The sequence below is a fragment of the Streptomyces sp. NPDC104313 genome (assembly GCF_055583985.1).
In genome coordinates, this window is record NZ_JBVJMW010000014.1 from 39,429 (window position 1) to 52,114 (window position 12,686).

At 72.5% G+C, this 12,686-nt stretch carries 12 protein-coding genes; 5 read left to right on the plus strand and 7 right to left on the minus strand.

From position 1 onward, the window contains the following. Window positions 1-297: 297 nt before the first annotated feature. Window positions 298-471, plus strand: a complete 174-nt coding sequence (locus tag ACZ60Q_RS27995; RefSeq protein ID WP_469640070.1) for a hypothetical protein — start codon at window positions 298-300, stop codon at window positions 469-471. A gap of 103 nt (window positions 472-574) precedes the next feature. Here the strand turns inward: ACZ60Q_RS27995 and ACZ60Q_RS28000 are convergent, their stop codons facing one another. Beyond that, complete coding sequence (locus ACZ60Q_RS28000; protein ID WP_469640072.1) at window positions 575-1,375, minus strand: inositol monophosphatase family protein; 801 nt, start codon at window positions 1,373-1,375, stop codon at window positions 575-577. A 63-nt stretch (window positions 1,376-1,438) separates the two neighbouring features. Continuing rightward, window positions 1,439-2,566 carry a ferrochelatase gene (locus ACZ60Q_RS28005; protein ID WP_469640074.1) on the minus strand — a complete coding sequence of 376 codons (1,128 nt, stop codon included), beginning with the start codon at window positions 2,564-2,566 and terminating at the stop codon, window positions 1,439-1,441. 207 nt (window positions 2,567-2,773) lie between these two features. On the opposite strand from ACZ60Q_RS28005, the gene ACZ60Q_RS28010 reads away from it, so the two are divergent. Next, window positions 2,774-4,021: an MFS transporter gene (locus ACZ60Q_RS28010; RefSeq protein ID WP_469640076.1), complete on the plus strand. Its 1,248-nt coding sequence runs from the start codon at window positions 2,774-2,776 to the stop codon at window positions 4,019-4,021. Next, window positions 3,978-5,300, plus strand: a complete 1,323-nt coding sequence (locus ACZ60Q_RS28015) for a D-arabinono-1,4-lactone oxidase (protein WP_469640077.1) — start codon at window positions 3,978-3,980, stop codon at window positions 5,298-5,300. Before ACZ60Q_RS28010 ends, ACZ60Q_RS28015 begins: the two co-directional genes overlap by 44 nt. Before the next feature lie 79 nt (window positions 5,301-5,379). Here the strand turns inward: ACZ60Q_RS28015 and ACZ60Q_RS28020 are convergent, their stop codons facing one another. After that, entirely contained in the window at window positions 5,380-6,525 is a 1,146-nt protein-coding gene (locus ACZ60Q_RS28020; protein WP_469640079.1) for a hypothetical protein, read from the minus strand. Between the two features lie 494 nt (window positions 6,526-7,019). Between ACZ60Q_RS28020 and sepH the strand changes: the two genes are divergently transcribed. Then, window positions 7,020-8,075, plus strand: coding sequence for a septation protein SepH (sepH, locus tag ACZ60Q_RS28025; RefSeq protein ID WP_469640081.1), 1,056 nt, complete (start codon window positions 7,020-7,022; stop codon window positions 8,073-8,075). 108 nt (window positions 8,076-8,183) lie between these two features. On the opposite strand, the gene ACZ60Q_RS28030 is transcribed toward sepH, so the two are convergent. Beyond that, window positions 8,184-9,014, minus strand: coding sequence for a sulfurtransferase (locus ACZ60Q_RS28030; RefSeq protein ID WP_469640083.1), 831 nt, complete (start codon window positions 9,012-9,014; stop codon window positions 8,184-8,186). Window positions 9,015-9,246: 232 nt separating this feature from the next. Here ACZ60Q_RS28030 and ACZ60Q_RS28035 point away from each other — a divergent pair, with 232 nt between their 5' ends. Beyond that, window positions 9,247-10,038 (plus strand): VOC family protein, encoded by a 792-nt coding sequence (locus ACZ60Q_RS28035; RefSeq protein ID WP_469640085.1) that lies wholly within the window; start codon window positions 9,247-9,249, stop codon window positions 10,036-10,038. 158 nt (window positions 10,039-10,196) lie between these two features. On the opposite strand, the gene ACZ60Q_RS28040 is transcribed toward ACZ60Q_RS28035, so the two are convergent. Genes ACZ60Q_RS28040 through ACZ60Q_RS28050 form a run of 3 tightly spaced genes read right to left on the minus strand, consistent with a single transcriptional unit; the run spans window position 10,197 to window position 12,680 of the window. Then, window positions 10,197-10,850: a thymidine kinase gene (locus ACZ60Q_RS28040; protein WP_469640087.1), complete on the minus strand. Its 654-nt coding sequence runs from the start codon at window positions 10,848-10,850 to the stop codon at window positions 10,197-10,199. Window positions 10,851-10,896: 46 nt separating this feature from the next. Beyond that, window positions 10,897-12,084, minus strand: a complete 1,188-nt coding sequence (locus ACZ60Q_RS28045) for an alkaline phosphatase family protein (protein ID WP_469640089.1) — start codon at window positions 12,082-12,084, stop codon at window positions 10,897-10,899. Next, on the minus strand, window positions 12,084-12,680 hold the full coding sequence (locus ACZ60Q_RS28050; protein WP_469640091.1) for a DUF5998 family protein: 597 nt from the start codon (window positions 12,678-12,680) through the stop codon (window positions 12,084-12,086). Before ACZ60Q_RS28050 ends, ACZ60Q_RS28045 begins: the two co-directional genes overlap by 1 nt. Window positions 12,681-12,686 lie beyond the last annotated feature (6 nt).

A 12,686-nucleotide genomic window follows, 5' to 3' on the forward strand; every position in this document is an offset into this window, starting at 1 on the left:
ACTGTGCGCCTACATCCTGCCCGCAACACGCATAAACCGGCGGTAAGACGACGGCGGGCCGGACCTGGCGGCTGCTGCTCGCCGGGAAACCGGCGGATTTCCGGGCCAGTTGAGGTTTCTCTGAGTCATGGCGCGGGGAAGAGGGGTTCACACCCGCGATCACGCCTGTCACGTGGCATGCCACGGCCCGCCCCTTTTCCCCGGAGCGGCGGCGCGATCACCCGCTCCTCCGGCCCCCCGGCCGGGGGGATCCCGGGCACACCCCCGTGCCACCGACCCACGATGAGGGGGCGCATCATGGACGCTTTCACCGCAGGTCTGCTGCAACGCATCAAGACGACCGAGACCGACCTCACGCAGGCGCGCGAGGACGGCGACGACTTCCTGGCGGACGTCGAGCAGGGCGAGCTGGACGATCTGCGCCGTCTCGCCGCCGAGCACGGCGTGGAGATCGGCGCCGCCAGCGTCTGAGCCGTACGCCACGGGGCCCCGGACACCGTCATGGTGTCCGGGGCCCCGTGAAGTGTGCGGCGGCCTCAGGCCCCTCGCCAGGGCCTTCCTCGGCGGGACCCCGTCAGTCGTGCCAGGCGCCCAGCTCGTCGAGTGCGGCCTGTAGCGGTTCGAAGACGCCGGGGGTGGCGGCCACCGTCAGGTCGCCGTCGGCGGGCAGCCCGGGGCGGCCTCCGGTCAGCGCGCCCGCCTCCCGGGCGATGAGGTCGCCCGCGGCCAGGTCCCAGGGGTGCAGACCGCGCTCGTAGTAGCCGTCCAGCCGGCCCGCCGCCACATCGCAGAGGTCGACGGCCGCCGAGCCACTGCGCCGGATGTCCCGGAGCCGGGGGATCAGCCGCTGGGCGACGTCCGCCTGGTGGGCGCGGACGTGTCCGACGTAGTTGAAACCGGTCGAGACGAGGGCCTCGTCCAGCGGCGGGGCGGGCCGGCAGCGCAGGGCCTCGCCGTTCGCGAACGCACCGCCGCCGAGGACCGCACGGTAGGTCTCGCGGCGCATCGGGGCCTCGACGACGCCCACGACCCGCTCGCCGTCGCGCTCGGCGGCGATGGAGACCGCCCAGGTGGGCAGACCGTAGAGGTAGTTCACCGTGCCGTCGAGCGGGTCGATGACCCAGCGGATGCCGGTGCTGCCCGGAGAGCTGGCCCCCTCCTCGCCGAGGAAGCCGTCGTCGGGGCGGAAGTCGGAGAGGTAGCCGGTGATCAGCTTCTCGGCGGCGATGTCCATCTCGGTGACCACGTCGATAGGGCTGGATTTGGTCGCGGCCACCCCCAGGTCGGCCGGGCGGCCGTCGCGCAGCAGGGCTCCGGCGCGGCGGGCGGCCTCCAGGGCGAGGTCGAGCAGTTCGGACAGTGCGGGGTCGGTCACGGTGCTCCCAGGGGACTCGGCGGAACAGGCGCTCTGCGGGACGCCCGTAGGGACGTCCACGGATCAGGCGTACGGACTGTCGGCCCCGGCGGCGGCGGGTTTCGGGGCCCTCGCCGGGCAGCAGCCGACCGGACACAGGTCGTGGGAGGGCCCCAGGGACCCCAGCGCGCAGCGCTCCACCACCCGGCCGCGCCCGGTCGCGGCGCGCTCCAGGAGCAGGTCCCGTACGGCGGCGGCGAAGCGCGGGTCGTCGCCCACCGTGGCGGACCGGCGGACCGGCAGGCCGATCTCGGCGGCCTTCGCGGTGGCCTCGGTGTCGAGGTCGTACAGGACCTCCATGTGGTCCGAGACAAAACCGATGGGCGCCATCACGACCGCGGGGGCGCCCTCGGCGCTCAGGGTCTCCAGGTGGTCGCAGATATCGGGTTCCAGCCACGGGATGTGCGGGGCGCCGCTGCGGGACTGGTAGACGAGCTGCCAGGGGTGTTCGACGCCGGTCTCCTCGCGCACCGCCTCGATGATCAGCCGGGCCACGTCGAGGTGCTCGGCGACGTACGCGCCGCCCTTTCCGTGCGCGTCCGCGGGGCCCGAGGCGTCGGCGGCGGAGGCCGGAATGGAGTGGGTGGTGAACGCGATGTGCGCGCCCGAGCGGACATCCTCGGGGAGGTCGGCGAGCGAGGCGAGGACGCCGTCCGCCATGGGCTCCACGAAGCCGGGGTGGTTGAAGTAGTGCCGCAGCTTGTCGACCCGGGGCACGGGCAGCCCCTCTGCCTCCAGAGCGGTCAGCGACTCGGCGAGGTTCTCGCGGTACTGGCGGCAGCCCGAGTAGGAGGCGTAGGCGCTGGTGGCGAGGACGGCGATCCGGCGATGCCCGTCGGCGGTCATCTCGCGCAGGACGTCGGTCAGATACGGGGCCCAGTTGCGGTTGCCCCAGTAGACCGGGAGATCCAGGCCGCGCTGCGCGAAGTCCTTGCGCAGCGCGTCGAGCAGTGCGCGGTTCTGCGCGTTGATCGGGCTGACCCCGCCGAACAGGAAGTAGTGCTTGCCGACCTCCTTGAGGCGTTCCTCGGGGATGCCTCGGCCGTGGGTCACGTTCGCCAGGAACGGGACCACGTCGTCCGGGCCCTCGGGACCGCCGAAGGAGAGCAGCAGCAGGGCGTCGTAGGGAGCGGGATCGCGCAGATCGGACATGACATCGATCCTGCCACCCGCCTCCGACAGGGCGGCAACCGACATCCGACGCCCCGTCGGAAAGACCGGGAAGGCCGGGAATCCCGGGGTCCGGGCACCCGTGCCGCTCCCCCCGGACCGCCTCCGGATCCGGTGTCCGGGATGTCCGGCCCGGCCGTAAGCTGTATCGGCCAGCTATACGCCTGACAGGCACGACCGGAGTACCCCTTGCCCAGCCCTTACCGCGCCATCTTCTCCGCCTCCGGCTCCAAGGAGTTCTCCGCCGCAGGCTTCTTCGGCCGGATGCCGTTGTCCATGATGGGCATCGGCGTCGTGACGATGATCTCCCAGCTCACCGGCGGCTACGGGCTGGCCGGGGCGCTCTCCGCGACCCTGGCGATGTCGGCGGCGGTCTGCGGCCCCCAGGTCTCCCGGCTGGTCGATCGTTACGGGCAGCGCCGGGTGCTGCGCCCGGTCACGCTGGTCGCGGTGGCGGCGGTGGCGGGTCTGCTGATCTGCGCCCAGCAGGGGGCGCCGGAGTGGACGCTGTTCGTCTTCTCGGTGGGCGCGGGCTGTGTACCGAGCGTGGGGTCGATGGTCCGGTCGCGCTGGGCGGAGATCTACCGGGGGTCCAGCCGGGATCTGCACACCGCCTACGCGTGGGAGTCGATCGTCGACGAGGTGTGCTTCATCTTCGGCCCGATCATCTCCATCGGTCTCTCCACCGCCTGGTTCCCGGAGGCGGGGCCGCTGATCGCCGCCGCCTTCCTGCTGGTCGGCGTCTTCTGGCTGACGGCGCAGCGCGCGACCGAGCCGGTGCCGCACCCGAAGTCGCAGCACACCGGGGGCTCGGCGCTGCGCTCGCGGGGACTCCAGGTCCTGGTGGCCACCTTCGTGGCGACCGGCGCGATCTTCGGGGGCGTGGACGTGGTGACCGTGGCCTTCGCCGAGGAGCGCGGCCACAAGGCCGCGGCCTCCCTGGTGCTGGCCGTCTACGCGCTCGGCTCGTGTCTGGCGGGGGCCGTGTTCGGGCTGCTGCACCTCAAGGGGAACCCCGGGACCAGGTGGCTGGTGGGTGTCTGTGCGATGGCCGTGAGTATGATCCCCCTCCAACTGGCCGGGAACCTTCCGTTGCTGGCCGTGGCGCTCTTTGTCGCGGGCCTCGCCATCGCACCGACGATGGTCACCACCATGGCCCTCGTCGAAGCGCACGTACCGCGCACCAAGCTGACCGAGGGCATGACCTGGACCAGTACCGGGCTCGCGGTCGGGGTGGCGCTCGGCTCCTCGGCCGCCGGCTGGGTCGTCGACGCCGCCGGGGCGAAGGCGGGGTACGCGGTGCCCGCCGGGGCGGGAGCTCTCGCGGCGGCGGTGGCGTTCCTGGGGTATCGCCGGCTGTCCGGGCCGGCTGCGACGGGAGGGCGCGGGCAAGATGACCGACACCTACGCACGGACGACGACGAGCGCGTGGCGTAACTGGGCGGGCACCGTCACCGCCCGGCCTGCCCGCACCGAGTCCCCCGCGTCCGTTGCCGAGCTCTCGGACGTGCTGCGCCGGGCGGGCGCGGAGGGGCTGAGGGTGAAGCCGGTCGGCGCGGGCCACTCCTTCACCGCGGCTGCCGCCACGGACGGGGTGCTGATACGTCCGGACCTGCTCACCGGGATCCGGGACATCGACCGTAGGTCGATGACCGTGACGGTGGAGGCGGGCACTCCGCTCAAGCGGCTCAACACCGCCCTCGCCCGCGAGGGCCTGTCGCTCACGAACATGGGCGACATCATGGAGCAGACGATCGCCGGGGCGACCTCCACCGGTACGCACGGCACGGGCCGGGACTCGGCATCGATAGCGGCGCAGATCCGCGCACTGGAACTGGTCACCGCCGACGGCACGGTCATGGTCTGCTCGGAGCGGGAGAACCCGGAGGTGTTCGCCGCGGCCCGGATCGGGATCGGCGCCCTCGGGGTGATCACCGCCGTCACCCTCGCCGTGGAGCCGATCTTCCTGCTGACGGCCCGTGAGGAGCCGATGAGCTTCGACCGGGTCACCGCGGACTTCGATGCGCTGGTCGCCGAGAACGAGCACTTCGAGTTCTACTGGTTCCCGCACACCGGCAACTGCAACACCAAGCGCAACAACCGCAGCGCCGGACCGGCCGCCCCGCCCGGGAGGGTGAGCAGCTGGATCGACGACGAGCTGCTGTCCAACGGGCTCTTCCAGGTCGCCTGTTCGCTCGGTCGCGCGGTCCCTGCGACGATCCCCTCGATCGCCAGGCTCTCCAGCCGGGCGTTGTCGGCGCGTATGTACACCGACATCCCGTACAAGGTGTTCACCAGCCCGCGCCGCGTGCGGTTCGTGGAGATGGAGTACGCCGTTTCGCGCGAGCAGGCGGTGGCGGTGCTGCGGGAGCTGAAGGCCATGGTCGAGCGGTCACCGCTGAAGATCAGCTTCCCGGTCGAGGTGCGCACCGCTCCGGCCGACGACATGACCCTGTCGACCGCCTCGGGCCGGGACAGCGCGTACATCGCCGTGCACCTCTACAAGGGCACGCCTCACCGGTCGTACTTCACCGCGGTCGAGCGGATCATGGCCGCGCACGCCGGCCGGCCGCACTGGGGCAAGATCCACACCCGCGACGCGGCCTATCTGTCCGAGGTCTACCCGCGCTTCGGCGAGTTCACCGCGCTGCGCGACCGGCTGGACCCGGACCGTCTGTTCGGCAACGACTACCTGCGGCGCGTGCTCGGCGACTGAGCGGCTCCGGATACGCCGTCGGCCCCGGCGCCCACTGTCGGGAGAGGGCCGGGGCCGACACGCTTCGCCGGTACACCGATCATTCGGCGTCGGCGCCGGGAGGGGCCTGTTCCCCCTGCCCGGGGGGCGCGCCGGTGCCGGTCGAGGGGGCGCCGGTTCCGGTGCCGGCGGAAGCCGACGGGGTGGGCGGCGCCGGGTCGGACGTGACCCCGCCGCCGGATCCGGAGGGCGTCGGCGTGGGAGTGGACCCGGTGTCCGGGTTCTCGCCACCCGTGCCCGTACCGGGGTCGGGGCTCTTGTCGCCGCCGTCTCCGTCCGTGGCGGGGGCGGAACCGGTGCCGTCGCCGGGGGTCGGCCGCTGCTCGCCTTCCTCCCCGTTCCGGCCGGTGTCCCCGGAGGGCGTGGGATCGGCGGGTCCGGAGTCCCGGTCGCCGCCGTCTCCGCGGACGACGGAGCTCAGAGTCGTGCCCTGGCCGCCGCTGAGATCGTTGCCCGAGATCATCTCGAACGCGGTGATCCCGGCCATGGAGACGGCGAAGACCGCGGCGGCCGCGAGTGCGGGCCGCTTCCAGCCGCGCATCCGGGTGCCGTGGGTGACGCCGTCGCTGAACGCGTCGTCGGGAGCGGCCTGGCCCGCTCCGGCTCCCGGACGCATCTGCGTACGGTCGCCGGCTTGCGGCAACAGCCGCGTACGGTCGGCTCCGGTCTCCGCTCCCCCTCCCGGGTCCGGCGGGACCCGGAGCATCCGGGTCCGGGCGTCGCCGAGGTCCAGCAGCTGGGTCCGGTCCGTGTCGACGGGCTTCGGCGACCGCGTGCTCCCCGTGTCCGGAACCACCTCCGGGACGGTGCCCGGGTCGACCGTGGCCAGCACCGTGGTGGCGTCCTCGGCAGGCTCCGGCCCGGACCGGCGGGCGGCGCCACTGTGACCGGCCGGCGTCGTTTCCTTGGTGTGCACCGTCACCTGGCGGCCCTCCGGGTGGGTCACCTGGACCGTCACCTCGCGGATCTGCTCGCCGGTGCGGCGGAAGAAGTGCTGGAAGACCGAGCCGCCGCAGGTGGCGACGACGCTCATCACGCCCGCTCCCGCGATCGTTCCGTACACGCCCAGCTGCGAGGCCAGCACCGCCGCCGCGACGGCTGCGACGGCGCTCCCGGCGACCTGCGGGAGACTCAGATCTATGCGCCTTTCCTTGGGTTCTGTGTCACTTTCCGGCTTCTGAACCATTACCAGCCCCTGCTTGACATCTCTCCCACCATGCAACAGGAAGGGACAAATGAGCGAAGCGGATAGTTCCATTTCCGGAGATTGTGTGAAGCACAACACGCATCAGGGGCATTTCACGGAGAACTGGGTATCTCAACTCCCGCGCCCCGCGAGAACTTCGGCGGCGCGCCGGTCCACCCCGGTGGCCCGAATGGAGTACTGTGACGAGCCCTGGGGCGGACTCCGACGTGGGAATCCGCAGCCACCGGAGGGTCCGGCGGCGGCACTCGAACCGGCAGCGTCAAGGCATCACACGGATGCCTGCTGCACAGAGCGGCCAAATCGGTCACTTTGGGTCGCAATGGGTAACCGTGTCATGGTGGTGCATCAGGACGAGCGCCCGACACGCCGGGCAACTTGGCAAGGTTGTGGCAGGCTGCACCCGGGCAGGTCACACTCGACTAGCGGAAGCAGCGACGCACGTGACGTCGGCAGGCACCACCCGGGAGGTCCCCATGCCCGAACTGCGTGTCGTGGCCGTCTCCAACGACGGCACACGACTGGTGCTCAAGGCTGCGGACAGCACGGAGTACACGCTTCCGATCGATGAGCGGCTGCGCGCCGCCGTGCGCAACGACCGCGCCCGGCTCGGCCAGATCGAGATCGAGGTGGAGAGCCACCTCCGTCCCCGCGACATCCAGGCCCGTATACGGGCCGGTGCCTCCGCGGAGGAGGTCGCCCAGTTCGCGGGCATCCCCGTCGACCGTGTACGCCGCTTCGAGGGCCCCGTGCTCGCGGAGCGCGCCTTCATGGCCGAGCGGGCCCGGAAGACTCCTGTGCGCCGTCCCGGCGAGAACACCGGCCCCCAACTCGGCGAGGCGGTGCAGGAGCGTCTTCTGCTGCGCGGCGCCGACAAGGAAACCGTCCAGTGGGACTCGTGGCGTCGCGACGACGGCACCTGGGAAGTCCTGCTCGTCTACCGGGTCGCGGGTGAGCCGCACTCGGCGAGCTGGACGTACGACCCGCCCAGGCGGCTGGTCCAGGCCGTGGACGACGAGGCGCGCTCGCTGATCGGCGAGACCGACGACGTCGCCGCGCCCGAGCCCAGTTTCCCGTTCGTGCCCCGGATCGCCCGGCTGCCGCGCGACCGGCCGCTGGACCGGGCCCTCGACCGGCAGATCGAGCGGCCCGCTCCGGCCGCCGCCGAGCCCGAGGAGTACGTGAGCAGCGCCTCGGCCGGTGAGCGCGACTCGCTGACCAGCCTGCTGGAGGCGGTGCCGAGCTTCCGCGGCGACATGGTCGTCCCCGAGCGGCCCGCCCAGCCCGAGCCGCCCGCGCTCGAACCGGCGAAGGAGACGGAGGCGGCCGAGCCGCCCGCCGCCACCTCGGCCGGCGCGGGGTCCGCCTACGCGGATGTGCTGATGCCCCGGGCGGTGGCCGGTCACCGCGACCGGCTGACCGGGACGACGGACCGTCAGGCCGAGGCGGACGGAGTCCGGCCGGGCCGCCGGGCCGCCGTGCCCAGCTGGGACGAGATCGTCTTCGGCACCCGGCGCAAGAAGCAGGACTGACCGGGAATGACCACCGGTGGGAGCGGGGTCCGTACGCGGTCGCGTACGGACCCCGCTGCCTTACCGTTCGCCCGCCCCCGACCGGCCCGTATGGCCGGTGCCGCGGGACTACTGGGGGTCGGGCCCCGTGGCGACCGGCCGGGAGGGGTCGAAGGACCACTCGGACCAGGAGCCGGGATACAGGACACCGGTGAAGCCCGCGATCTCCAGGGCCAGCACCTCGTGCGCTCCGGAGACCCCGGATCCGCAGTAGACGCCCACGCCTTCGGAGCTTCTCTCCGCGCCCAGGCCGGCGAACCGCGCGGCGAGCCGCTCGGCCGGCAGGTAGCGACCGTCCTCGTCGACATTCAGCGTGGTCGGCGCGGAGACGGCCCCGGGAATGTGGCCGCCGACGCGGTCGATCGGCTCCACATCGCCTCGGTAGCGCTCCGTCGCGCGCGCGTCCAGCAGCAGACCCGAGCGGGCGAAGGCCGCCGCGCTTTCCGCGTCCAGTGTGGGCAGGCCCCCCGGCTTCGGCCGGAAATCACCCTCGGCGGGGCGCGGGATCCCGGTGGAGAGGTCGCCCGTCCAGGCGGCGAGGCCGCCGTCCAGGACCCGTACGTCCCCGTGCCCCGTCCAGCGCAGCAGCCACCAGGCTCGCGCCGCGGCCCAGCCCAGGCCGCCGTCGTACACCACGACAGGGGTGTCCTGGCCGACCCCGGCCCGGCGCATCACGGACCCGAAGGCCTCCGGGTCCGGGAGGGGGTGGCGGCCGCCGTCACCCGCCGGTCCCGCCAGTTCCGTATCGAGGTCGACGAAGACCGCGCCGGGCAGGTGACCGGCCTCGTAGTCGGGACGGCCATGCGGACCGCCGAGCTGCCAGCGGACGTCCAGGAGCACCGGCGGTCGCGACCCGGCCGACTCGCTCGCGCATTCGGATGCGGTAATGATGGGCTTCATGGGTGCCATCCTCGCGCAGCGGCACCGGCGCCCGTAACAGCATCGAAAGGGACGGCCGGCGGGAATCCGGCCGTCCTTCGTCGAGAACCCGTACGACGCGGCGCGGCCGGTCGTCTCCCACGCCGGGGGGTGCGAGCATCTGCACGGGACACGCGGACCGCTTCCCGACCCGGGACGGCGTACCTGTCCCGTCCCCCGCACGGCCACCACAACGGTCCGAGGAGAGAAGACGATGACCGAGGCCCACGCCCGGCGCACGCCCGGAACACCTTGCTGGGTGAGTCTGATCGTGCACGGCCTGACCACGACCCAGGAGTTCTACGGGGCCCTGTTCGACTGGGAGTTCCGGCCGGGTCCCGAACAACTGGGCCCCTACGTCCGCGGGCTGCTGCACGGGCAGGAGGTCGCGGGCATCGGCCAGCTGCCCGACCGTCATCTTCCGGTCGCCTGGACCACCTACCTCGCCACGGACGACGCCGACGCCACCGCGGAGGCCATCCGTTCCTGCGGCGGGACGGTCGCGGTCGGACCGCTGGACGCGGGCGAGGCTGGACGGCTCGCCATCGCCTCGGACCCGAGCGGGGCGGTCTTCGGCATCTGGCAGGGCTCGGAGCACATCGGCACGATGACAGCGGGCGTGCCCGGCACCCCTGTCTGGAACGAACTGGTGACCCGGGAGACATCGATGGTCGCGAAGTTCTACCAGACGGTCTTCGGTTACGAGACGGAGGCGGTCGTCTCCGCCGACTTCGACTACCAGACCCTGCACCTGGACGACGTACCGGTGGCGGCGCTGCACGGGGTCGGCCACGCGCTGCCGCGCGACCGGGGGCCGCACTGGATGACGTACTTCGAGGTCGCCGACACCGACCGGGCCGCGGCCCGGGTGGTGGAGCTGGGCGGGCGCGTCCTGCAACCGCCGCGCGAAGGGTCGAGCGGCCGGCTGGCGACGGTCGCGGACCCGGAGGGCGCCGTGTTCACGGTCATCCGGTCCGCCGCCGGGGGCAGGTCCGCGGGAGGCTGAGGGCTGTCCCGTGATCCCTGGCGGGCGCACGACGACCGCTACGGCACCTCGCCGCGTTGCCGGAACGCCCGAATACATCCAGGATGCGAACGCCCCTCCGCCTTGCGACGCACCGCACCTGACGCCGGGCGCTGATCAACCAGGGACTACGGGAGCCCTCAGACGTCGGAGGCGACCGGCAGGACGTCCGGGGAGAGGATGCCCGCGCGGGCGGTGCCCGCGGTCGTGCGGCGGCTGTGGTGACGGCGGCACAGCACCTCGTAACCGACCTCGCCCGCCTGCCGGTTGACGTCGCCGACGACGACCTGGGCGCCCTCGACGACCATCTCGCCGTCCACGGTGCGGGCGTTGTGCGTGGCGCGGGCGCCACACCAGCAGAGCGCCTCGACCTGGAGGGCCTCTATCCGGTCGGCCAGCTCGATCAGCCGCTGGGAGCCCGGGAACAGCTTGGTCCGGAAGTCCGTGGTGATGCCGAAGGCGAAGACGTCGAGCCCCAGGTCGTCGACGACGCGGGCCAGTTGGTCGATCTGCTCCGGTGCGAGGAACTGCGCCTCGTCCACGATCACGTAGTCGACCCGGCCGCCCCGGCTGACCCGGTCGACGATGTGCGCGTACAGGTCCATGCCCTCCTCTGCCTCGACGGCGTCCGTCACCAGACCGAGCCGGGAGGAGAGCTTGCCCTCCCCCGCACGGTCGTCCCGGGTGAAGATCACGCCCTGGAGCCCGCGTGCCGAACGGTTGTGACCGATCTGCAGGGCCAGCGTGCTCTTTCCGCAGTCCATGGTTCCGGAGAAGAACACCAGCTCGGGCATGAGGGGTCGAGCACCTTTCGGAGGGGGGTGGGCGCGGTGGGAGAGGTTACGAGCGTACTTCGAGGAGGGGGACGAGCTGTTCCACGGGGGTCAGGGAGCCGTGCACGCCCGCCATCGCCGACTCGTGCGGCTCACGCACGGAGGCCGTGATGATCACGTCGTCGTGGGCGGCGGCGACCACGTCGCCGATCCGTCCGTACACCCGCTCGTCGATCGTCGGCCCGAACCATCCGGCCGCGATGGCCTCGTCCCGGCTCGCGACCCAGAACTGTTCACCGAGCACCTCGCGCCAGACGGTCAGGACGTCGGCCTGGGCGCCCGGCACCGCGTAGACGTGACGGGCGCGTCCCTCGCCGCCGAGGAGGGCGACGCCGGCGCGCAGCTCCCAGTCCTCGTCGAAGTCGATCCGGGACTGCTCGTCGAACGGGATGTCGATCATGCCGTGGTCGGCGGTGATGTAGAGCGCCGAGCGCGGCGGGAGCTGCTCGGCGAGGCGTCGGGCGAGCCCGTCGACGTACATCAGCTGGCCGCGCCAGGCGTCGGAGTCGGTGCCGAAGCGGTGGCCCTTGCCGTCGACCTCGCTGTAGTACGTGTAGACGAGCGAGCGGTCGCCGGCGGCCAGGCGCTGGGCGGCGACGTCCATCCGGTCCTCGCCGGAGAGCCGGCCGAGGAAGGAGCCGCCGCTGAGCGCGACCTTGGTGAGGGGGGTCTGCTCGAACGTCGGCGCGGAGACCTGGGCGGTGTGCACGCCCGCGGCGTCGGCGCGTTGGAAGACCGTGGGGTAGGGCTGCCAGACCTTCGGCGCGGTCCACGGCTTCCAGCGGAGCTGGTTCATCAGCTCGCCGGTCTCCGGGTTGCGCGCGGTGTAGCCGGCGAGGCCGTGCTCACCGGGCGGCAGCCCCGTGCCGACCGAGGCGAGCGAGGTGGCGGTGGTGGAGGGGAAGCCCGCGGTGAGCGGGCGGCCGGTGCCGCCGCGCGAGGTGGGGAGAAGGGAGTACAGGAAGGGTGCCTCGTCCGGGTGGGCCTTGATCTGCTCCCAGCCGAGGCCGTCGATCAGGAAGACGCAGTTGCGGTCGGCCGGGGCCAGCTCGGGGATCGCGGCGGTGAAGCCGGGCACTTCCTGTCCGGCGGCGAGCGTCGGCAGCAGGTCGGCGAGCGAGCCGCTGCCGTACTCGGGCACGGGCGCGGTGTCGAGGGGCAGCAGGACGGGGTCCTGCCAGGCGGGCTGGGCCATCAGCGGCCGGTCACCGCGGTGGCGGCCGTGGCCTCGGAGAGCGACTGGGCGAAGGCGAGGGTCTGGCGCACGGCGTCGAGGCCGTCACCGGCCTCGCTGACCCGCAGGCTCAGGTCGTCGGCGGTGGAGCTGCCGGTGTAGCCGTGGTCGGCCTCGCAGTTGGCGTCGCCGCAGGCGGCGGGCTCCAGATCGATCCGGGAGACCGCACCCCAGCCGATGGTCAGGACGACCTCGCGGGGCAGCGTGCCCGGGACGTACTTCTCCGGGTTGGCCACGACGCGGCTGACCACGACGGAGGAGATCCGCCCCAGCTTCACCGACTCGGTGGAGGTGGTGGCGTACGGCGTCGGGGAGCTGGTGTCGGCGGCCTGCTCGTCGGTGTGGCTGACGATGAACCGGTGCTCGGTCAGGACGAGGACCGTCACATGACGGCGCACCTCGTTGGAGTCGAACGTGGTCTCCTGGTGCACCAGGTACGAAGCGACCGGTTCCCCGCCGACGGCGGCCTCCACCGCCTCGGCCACGAGGGCCGGGTAGTAGCCGCTGCGCTCGATCGCCGCGCGCAGCCCCTGGGTCGTCGTACCGGTCTTTGCCATGGGAAC

Bases quoted from the DNA above. Each gene is read 5' to 3' on its own strand.
- ACZ60Q_RS28020 (WP_469640079.1), bottom strand. From the start codon at position 6,525: ATGGTTCAGAAGCCGGAAAGTGACACAGAACCCAAGGAAAGGCGCATA.
- ACZ60Q_RS28035 (WP_469640085.1), top strand. From the start codon at position 9,247: ATGACCGAGGCCCACGCCCGGCGCACGCCCGGAACACCTTGCTGGGTG.
- ACZ60Q_RS27995 (WP_469640070.1), top strand. From the start codon at position 298: ATGGACGCTTTCACCGCAGGTCTGCTGCAACGCATCAAGACGACCGAG.
- ACZ60Q_RS28040 (WP_469640087.1), bottom strand. From the start codon at position 10,850: ATGCCCGAGCTGGTGTTCTTCTCCGGAACCATGGACTGCGGAAAGAGC.
- ACZ60Q_RS28030 (WP_469640083.1), bottom strand. From the start codon at position 9,014: ATGAAGCCCATCATTACCGCATCCGAATGCGCGAGCGAGTCGGCCGGG.
- ACZ60Q_RS28015 (WP_469640077.1), top strand. From the start codon at position 3,978: ATGACCGACACCTACGCACGGACGACGACGAGCGCGTGGCGTAACTGG.
- sepH (WP_469640081.1), top strand. From the start codon at position 7,020: ATGCCCGAACTGCGTGTCGTGGCCGTCTCCAACGACGGCACACGACTG.
- ACZ60Q_RS28005 (WP_469640074.1), bottom strand. From the start codon at position 2,566: ATGTCCGATCTGCGCGATCCCGCTCCCTACGACGCCCTGCTGCTGCTC.
- ACZ60Q_RS28050 (WP_469640091.1), bottom strand. From the start codon at position 12,680: ATGGCAAAGACCGGTACGACGACCCAGGGGCTGCGCGCGGCGATCGAG.
- ACZ60Q_RS28045 (WP_469640089.1), bottom strand. From the start codon at position 12,084: ATGGCCCAGCCCGCCTGGCAGGACCCCGTCCTGCTGCCCCTCGACACC.